The following is an 8,386-nucleotide window of genomic DNA, read 5'->3' as shown; positions in this document are numbered from 1 at the left end:
TTCCAAAACATTCCTTATGAAATTTTCAAGGTTCGGGAAAAGAAGTAAAAAAGTAGGGTTTCTACACTAGAATCAATCTTTAAGAAAATTGAAATCAGGATTATTATATAACATCTCATTACAGCTTTAACCGCTTACTTTTCCAGATTATACTGTCTCAATTTGTTGTAAAGAGTGCTCCGGGAGATTTTCAAAGCCCGGGCGGTTTTTGTCTTGTTGTAGGCGTATTTTTTCAGCGTATCAAGGATCACCCGCTTTTCGGCAATATTTGCCGCCTTATCCAGGTCGTTTAACTCGCCAATGGGTTCTATACCCATTTCATCTTCTTTTAAATACCTCGGTAAAATCTCCTCGGTGATTTGGCCGTTTTCCGAAAGGATTACCATCCTTTCAACCACGTTTTTCAACTCGCGCACATTGCCGGGCCAGCCGTAATCCATAAAAGTTTTCAATACCCTGGGGTCTATATGGTTTATCTTCTTATCATAATAAGTTTCATATTCGCGGATAAAGGTATTTACAAGGGGAACAATGTCTTCCGGCCTCTGCCTTAAAGGCGGTATTTCAATGGTGATTACATTTATCCGGTAGTACAGGTCTTCCCGGAATTTACCTTCGTGGATGAGAGCCGCCAGGTCCCTGTTCGTAGCGGTAATTATCCTCACATTCACATGGATCGGGCGGGTGCCCCCAACTTTATAAAATGTCTGGTCCTGCAGGAAGCGAAGCAGCTTTGCCTGCTGCTCCAGAGGCAATTCGCCAATCTCGTCGAGAAACAAGGTCCCTTTATCGGCCAGCTCCAGGAGGCCCGTTTTTCCGTACCTGCTGGCTCCCGTAAAAGCCCCCTCTTCGTACCCGAAAAGCTCGCTTTCAAAAAGGTTTGGCGGGATGGCGGCGCAGTTTACCTTAATTAGCGGGTAATTCTTCCTGTCGCTGTTTTCATGAACGGCGTTGGCCAGCAGTTCCTTGCCGGTACCGCTCTCGCCCCTGATAAGAATCGGCGCCTGGGTGGGGGCTATTTTTTTGGCCAGTTCGATGGCCTTAATCATGCCCGGATTTTTGGTGACGAGTTTTCCAAAACAGCATTCCTGGTCCTTAAGGCTGTTCAGCTGCTTCTCAAGATACATAAGCTTATGGCTGGTCTTATCCAGTTCCGCAAGTAAACTTACCACATTGGTGATTTCTTCAATACTCAAAATTATACCGCTCAACCTTTGATCAAATTTAAATCTGCAGGTTTTTAAGGTGAACTTTCGATTGTCCTTGCTTTCGAAATATATATCTTCTAGAGGATGCTCCCCCTTTTTTATCTTATCCACCAGCTCTGCGGGCAGAAACTTCGAAGGGCTGAGCTTTACGAGTTTGGACGGCTTGAACAATTCTTCAAAAGCCCTGTTGTAGTAAAGAATTTCGCATGAATCATTTATGATACATACCGCGGTTTTTAGATTATCAAGAATAAGTTTTTGAAAGTCCACGGCTTTCTCCAGTTGCCCGGAAAAACCGTCGCAAATGCTCCTTGCGGTCAATAGCCCCATGAGATTGCCTTCTTCGTCTAATACGGGTGCCCGCCCTATCCCCAGTGTCCGCATTTCGCTGCGGGCTTCAAGCAGCGGCTTGTCGGGCGGCATAAACACCACATTGGGTGTCATTATATATTTTACCTCGGTTTTTCTGTCAATGCCCCTGGCAAGATTTTTTGCAAGGTCATTTCTCGTGATAATACCCACTATCTTTTTATCGTCGTCAATAACCAGCACTTCATCCTGATTTTTTAGCAGCATTATTTCATTTAATTTTTCCACATCGGTGTCATGGGGTACAAGGAAGACCTCTTTTTTCAGGGCATCTCTGACTCGTATATCCATGAGATAATCTGCGTTCACTGGACTTCCCTCCCGACTGCCGATTTGCTGTATAAAAAATAACACATATGCAATTATTTCTACACATTCTTTCAAAAACCTTCTTTTTGTAAAAAAAATTCCCAGCACAGCGCCGGTATATACCCGCATCAATTTTTAAATTGATTTACCCCGGCAAGACAGCGGTATGCCTCCTGAATTAAAATATACAAAACAACAAAAAATAAAACAGGACTGCTTGCAGCCGGAGGTGTAATATGAGGAAAAATCTTAAGATTTTTGTATATATGCTGGCTTTCTTGGCATTTTTTTGTTCAAAGGGAACAGCCGCACCTTTATGTTCCTGCGGCGAAGATAGGATATTGAAACTGCAGGTGCCCCTGATGCGCGGCCGGGATGTGCGAGAGCTCCAGATACAGTTGAAAAAATTGGGTTATTTTAAAGAATCCATTAGCGGTGTTTATGACAAAAAAACCTCTGCGGCCGTAAAAGAGTTTCAAAAAAATGAAGGTTTAATGCAGGACGGGATTTTCGGCCTGAAAACCCGGATCAAACTTGCAAGGATATATGAAAAACCCGTGTCTCAGCCGGATTCCGAAAACCCTGCCGGGGAAATTACACTGGTAGTCAATGCACTTGAAAGAAAACTTACGGTATTATCCGATGGCAAACCCTTCAAGACCTTTCCAGTGGCCGTGGGCACCTTCGACACCCCAACCCCTATCGGCCTTTTTACCATAACACAAAAAGACATATGGGGCGAGGGCTTCGGTTCGCGCTGGATGAGATTGAGCGTCCCATGGGGGATATACGGGATTCACGGCACGAACAAACCCTGGTCCATCGGAGGCTTCGAATCTCACGGGTGCATCCGCATGCACAACAGGCACGTGGAACAGGTGTATAACTGGGTTAAAGTGGGGACAAAGGTATATATAGTGGGAGGTGTGGACGGACCGTTTACTTTCGGCTTAAGGCCCCTGGCCAGAGGCTCAAAAGGTTCCGATGTGGTGGAGGTGCAGAAGCGCCTGGCCGCACATGGTTTTTATAACGGGAATTTCGACGGGATTTACGGGGGCGGCACCCGGGAAGCGGTTAGAGCCTTTCAAAAGGCCAACGGCTTGAGGCCTTCGGGAAACGTGGATGCGGCCACTTATAAGGCGCTGGGCATACAACTCTTTGAATAAGGCCGAATAAAAAGACCCCTGAAATGGGGCTTAATAAAATACTCTCCTGAGTTCCTGGGCCTGCCTGGGGTCAAGCTCGGCAATCATCTTTAAAAGTTCCGCCACATGATGTCTTTCGTCATTGGCTATTTCGTGGAACAGCTGCCTGGCCGGCGGGTGCGCGGACATTCTGGCGTGGCGTTCGTACTGGTTGATGGCCTCCAGCTCGCCTATGAGGTCGCTCCTGAGCATTTCCAGCACTTCGGCGTGTCTGTCGTCGTATCTCATTTCCTGTTCCATTTTCTTCTCCCCCGTTAAGTTTATTATTTTAACTTTAATATAAATATATGCCGCCGGAAACGCTTTTGTTCCTCCTTCCGCCCGGCTCTTACACTGTACCGTCGGCAGTTCTTTCGCTTCATTCCGGACAGGTCTACACCCTTTCCATCCTCACCCGGCTGCCTCTGCCGTCAGGAGTGGACGGCTCCACCACAATCCGGCGCGAGATGCGGTTTTTGAGTTCCTCCACGTGGCTTATTAGACCTATAAGTCTCCTGTCGCCGGCACTGAGGCGCTCAAGGGAATCTACGGCCGTGTCCAGCAGTTCGGAATCCAGAGAACCGAAGCCTTCGTCAAGGAAGAAGAATTCCAGGGGACTCTGTTTTCGCATCTGGATCTGTTTTGACAGGGCCAGCGCCAGAGACAGGGACGTGAGAAAGATTTCCCCTCCGGACAGCGATGAGACCGCCCTGTGCACACCGCCGTTGGCATTGTCCCTTATGATAAAACCGCCGCTGGCGTCGATTTCCAGGGCATAGCGGTATCTTGTCAATACCCCAAGGTATTCCGTCGCCTGCCTTGCCATGTACCTGAGCCTTTCTTCCGCAATGTATTCCACAAAGGCGTTGCCCCGGAGAAGCGCCTGGATCTCCTCCATCAATTCTTTCTTTCTCACATACCTTTCGTGCTCTTTTTTGAGCGCCGCCCACTTTTCAAAATTTGCCGAAAGCCTCTCGTAATCGTTTTTGGCCTTTTCCAGGAAGCCTATGCTGTCGTCACGGACTTTCTTTTTTTCTTCATAAATTTCGCATATCCTTTTCCACTCCTCTTCGGTCAACGTCCTTCCGGAAAGCCGCTCCTGGATCATGTCTTTTCTTGCGGAAATTTCCTGCCTGGATTTTTCGTATTCGGATATTTCCCTTTTCAGAGCCTCCTTTTCCTCATCGGTAAAAATGTGCAACTCCGCCTCCCGAATGTCTTTAAAACCCTTTTCGGCCAGAGCCCTGTTCAGTTTTTCTTCAAGGTCGGTCAATTTGCGTTCATAAACCTCCTGTTTATTTTCAAGACCCGCCTTTTGATTGTTCAGCCCGTCGCGCTGGAGCCGGGACTGCTCCAGTTTCTCTCTGGCCCGGTTCTCGTTTTCCCTGATTTCCTCCAGTAAAAGATTAACCCTTTTTATTTCCTGTTCGGGGTCGGCCTCTCCGCAGGTCTCTTTTATGCTTCGTTCTTTTTCCTCTTTACTCTTTGACAGCTCGCGACCTTCGGCCGCTATGGCCGCAAGTTTTGTTTCCTCCATCTGTTTTTGCTCTCTCATCTGTTCGACGTTTTTCCTGTTTGTTTCAACCTCCGCCTCAAGCCTCTTGATTTCCTCCCGGAGCCTTTCGATGGTTTTTTCCCTTTCCATTACCGCGGCAAGCTCTTTTTGAGCGCTTTCTATCCCAAGGATCTCAATAAAATCGCGGTGCTTTCTGTCCTTTGCCCCGAGCTGCAGTCCGGCCTCTTCCAGGTCTTTTTCGGCTTCTTTCAGGTTGTCTTGAGCTTCGGCAAGTTTGGATTCCGCCCCCTTTTCTTCCAGACTTACGTCATCCAGGGCCTTCCTCGCCCTTTCAATTTCGGCCTCGAGTTTTTTCTTTTGTTCTTCCCATAAAATATACGACCGGTGTTTTTCTTCCAGGGACCTTTCGAGCCTTTCGACCTCCGCTTTCAACCGGTCCACTGTCATGCCGTTCATCGCCTCAGGAAGGGTTTTATACGCCTCCGCGCATCTTTTTATCCTGTCATCCAGTTCGCCTTTGAGCTGCATGTAAAGGGCATCCCGGGCGTACAATTTTTCCTCCGCGGAGGAAAGGCTTTTTTCCGTCTCCAGCAATTCCGCTCGAAGTTTTTCCATCTCCCGGCCGGCCTTATCCAGGTCTTCGTCACAGGACCCGGACATTTGTACGGGCGGTGGGGCGGGTCTTGGGTGGTGCGTGGAACCGCAGACGGGACACGGCCTGCCTTCTTCAAGCTCCGCCGCCAGTTTATACGCAGCATTTTCCGCCGCCGCCCGGCTTAAAAATTCCATACGCCGCTTGATAACCTGAATTTCTTCCTCCAACCTGGCCTTTTTTGTTTCAAGCAGGCGGCGTTCCTCCCGCAACTTCTCTTTCTCCCTTTGTATTTCTTCCAGCCTGCCGGACAGCTTTTGTATTTCCTGGGTCTGGGCCTCGATCTGACTTACACCGGATTTAAACCGCGCGCAATCCGCCTGAAGGGCCATCAAACGGCTTAAGTCGCCGGGCCTGTTTTCCTCCAGGGCCTTCAACGCCGCATTTAACCCGTCGAAATCCTCCAGGACCTCACGCTTTCTTCTCCGTATTTCTGCCAGCTGCCTTTGCCTGACATTGATGCCGTTCAGGATATCTTCGCACCTTTTCTGCAGTTTTTTCTTTTCCTCTTGCGCCCTGGCGAGTTCGTCCTCCAGCCTCACCCCCTCCTGCAGGAGATTCTTAAATTCCAGGTCAACCTTTAATTTTTCAATCTCGCCTTTTTTCCGGTCTATTTGTTTCCGGAGGTTTTCGAGCTGGATACTCTGTTTTGAGATTTCCTCTTCAAGGATGCCTGCCTTTTCTTTTGTCTTTTTGTACTGAATTTTTATGTCAGAAAGTCTTTTTTCTATGGCGCCCAGTTCGGTTTTTAACCTGAGTGCGTTTTCTAGTCGGGCCTTCTGCTCTATAAGGCGGGGCGCCTCTCCGGCGGATCTGGCGGAGCACCTTTGGTATTCCTCCTGGCATTTTTTAAAACTTTCCTCCGCCGCCACAAGATTCATGCAAACCCTTTTAAACTCTTTTTGAGTTTCCCGGAGACTTTCCTGCCCAGCCCTGAACTCTTCAATGAGTTCCCTGACGCTGTCGGCCCTGCCGGCTTTCTCAAAAATCGCCCTTTTTTCCCGTATCTCATTTTCATATAAAAGGAGTTCATTTTCCTTCGACAGTATCTCATTCAGGTCGTTTATCAGCTGCCAGATCTGCCGGGCCCTCTGGTATTCAGCCTCCGCGGCTTTAAATTCGCGCTCTGCCCGGCCGCGGACTTCGCGCGCGACTTGAAAATCATCGAGCGCCTTCTTCAGGGCGTCTTCGGAGATGTCTCCCAGACCAGCCATTACTCCTTCGATATGAGTGAGCCTTTCTTTCAGGGCGTCGATTTTGCCTTTCACCCTTTCGACCAGAGTGCTGCCGTATTCTTCAAGGTAGAATATTCGCTCCAGCATATCCCTCCGGTCGGCGTTATTTAGAAACAGGAACTCCTGGAATTTGTACTGCGGGAGGACCACGGAACGGGTGAAGTCGTCCTTTGTGAGGCCGATCAGTTCCACAATCTTTTGTGTCACATCGGAAGGCCGGTCGGCCAGGATTATTTCTCTCCCGGCGGGCGGCGCCGTGTCCCCATTCCCGCCGGTGAGAGCGTCCGGCAGGATCTCGGTGAGCCTGGCAAGTTTTGCTTCTATATTGCTGGAGTCGTCTTTTTTCCTCCTGTAGAGCCTTTCCACTTTGTATGTTTTAATCTCATCGCCCTTTTTAAAGTCGAAAACGTATAGTACCCTGAGCCGGTCTTTTTCGGTGTTCATGATGCCCTGAGTGCCCCTGGGCGCGCGTTCAACGCCGCCGTAAAGCGCCAGGGTTATGGCGTCCAGAATGGTGGATTTGCCGCTGCCCGTGGGGCCGAAAATGCCAAAGAGGCCCGACTCTCCCAGCAGGGCAAAATTAATTTTTTGAACTTCTTTATAGCTCTGCAACCCCTCTATTTCAAGATACCTCGGCTTCAAATTCGCCACCCCCGTCGCTTGCCGGCAGCTCCTCTTCGCCCTGACCTATAACTTCAAGGAAAGCGTCCAGAAGTTCCCGGCGGATTTCAGTCCCCGTCTTATACCTGTAAAACTCGCAGAAAAGCTCATCCAGCCTCTTATTTTCCCTGCCTTCGTAATCGCCGCCGTTCGCTGAATTCTGACCCAAAATCACCGGTCTGATATTTACAATGCCGGGGACCAGCTCTCTCAGCTTTTTCTGTTCTTCGGCGGATATTACTCTGTCGGTCCTTATTTCCAGGTCTATGTAAGCGTCAATGCCGCGGTTTTCTTCACATTTCCTGAAAGCTTCCTCGATGCTCCCGGCCTTCCACTGAAAAAGTTTTTTTCCGGCCTTTATGTAAATCTGCTTTACCCCGGCCTCCTTTTTGGGAGACGCGTCTACCAGGTAAACCACTTTGCTGTAATCCGCTTCAGAAAAGCTGTAGGCAATGGGTGAGCCGGAATAATAGGCGGGGACGGGGGCATCCTTTACCGCCTGGGGCCTGTGAAGGTGCCCGAGGGCCACGTAATGGGCGTTTTCGGGCAGGGCGTCGGGTGTTACGGTGAGCGCACCGCCCAGCTGTATGGGGCGCTCGGAACCCGATTCTCTGCCGCCCAGCATGTAAAGATGGCTGGTCACAAGATTTACGGTGTCGTCTCTGAAATTGCGTGAAAGTTCGCGGAAGATGGTCTTTATTTTTTGGGAGTAGGCCGACTGCAGTTCGTCTTCGTCGGCCCTCTGTGTCAGAAGTTCCGAAAGTCTGGCCTCGGAAGGGTAGGGGAGGGCTATTATCACCGCACTGTGGGGCACGCCCTCAATCCTTAGTTCAAGCCAGGCGGGCCCGGCCTTTACAATCTTTACCCCACCTCCGGTCTGACAGTCCAGCGGTATGCTGGAAGGGAGTCCCAGAGTGATTATCCCGCTTCTGTAACTGAGAGGGTTCGCCGCGCACAGGCGCTCGGGGCTGTCGTGATTGCCGGCTATGACTATCACCGCCCGCTCTCCGCCCCGGGACAGCCGTTCCACGGCGTAAAAATAAAGGCTTTCCGCGGCGGAAGGTGGCGTATAGGTGTCGAATACGTCTCCGGAAATGAGAACAACATCCACTCCCTCTTCATCGGCAATCTGGCAGAGTTCGTCGACAAACCCCCGCTGCTCTTCCAGCCTGGATATTTCTTCCAGGCACTTCCCCAGATGCCAGTCGGACGTGTGCAGTATTCTCAAAAAAATCACCTCCATGTCTTTGCCG

The 8,386-nt window shown here is 49.8% G+C and carries 5 protein-coding genes; 1 reads left to right on the top strand and 4 read right to left on the bottom strand.

What is annotated here, in order from left to right; all coding sequences use genetic code 11:
• Positions 1–134 precede the first annotated feature (134 nt).
• Positions 135–1,886, bottom strand: coding sequence for a sigma 54-interacting transcriptional regulator (locus ACKX14_RS10290; protein ID WP_422447286.1), 1,752 nt, complete (start codon positions 1,884–1,886; stop codon positions 135–137).
• Between the two features lie 236 nt (positions 1,887–2,122).
• Between ACKX14_RS10290 and ACKX14_RS10285 the strand changes: the two genes are divergently transcribed.
• Positions 2,123–3,052, top strand: a complete 930-nt coding sequence (locus ACKX14_RS10285) for a L,D-transpeptidase family protein (RefSeq protein ID WP_422447284.1) — start codon at positions 2,123–2,125, stop codon at positions 3,050–3,052.
• Positions 3,053–3,082: 30 nt separating this feature from the next.
• Here the strand turns inward: ACKX14_RS10285 and ACKX14_RS10280 are convergent, their stop codons facing one another.
• The 3 genes from ACKX14_RS10280 to ACKX14_RS10270 all read right to left on the bottom strand — a co-directional run bounded on the left by ACKX14_RS10280 (position 3,083) and on the right by ACKX14_RS10270 (position 8,361).
• Positions 3,083–3,331 (bottom strand): demethoxyubiquinone hydroxylase family protein, encoded by a 249-nt coding sequence (locus tag ACKX14_RS10280; RefSeq protein WP_422447282.1) that lies wholly within the window; start codon positions 3,329–3,331, stop codon positions 3,083–3,085.
• 133 nt (positions 3,332–3,464) lie between these two features.
• A complete protein-coding gene (locus ACKX14_RS10275; protein ID WP_422447280.1) occupies positions 3,465–7,115 on the bottom strand; it encodes an SbcC/MukB-like Walker B domain-containing protein in 3,651 nt (1,216 codons plus the stop codon).
• Entirely contained in the window at positions 7,096–8,361 is a 1,266-nt protein-coding gene (locus ACKX14_RS10270) for an exonuclease SbcCD subunit D (RefSeq protein ID WP_422447278.1), read from the bottom strand. The genes ACKX14_RS10275 and ACKX14_RS10270 overlap by 20 nt, the downstream gene beginning before the upstream one ends.
• Between the last annotated feature and the right edge of the window lie 25 nt (positions 8,362–8,386).

The organism is Thermorhabdus hydrogeniformans, assembly GCF_049310025.1.
Classification (GTDB): Bacteria; Bacillota; Thermosediminibacteria; order Thermosediminibacterales; family Tepidanaerobacteraceae; genus JBJYKD01.
The sequence above is the reverse complement of the archived record's forward strand: the minus strand, read 5'-3'. Positions and strand labels throughout refer to the sequence as shown.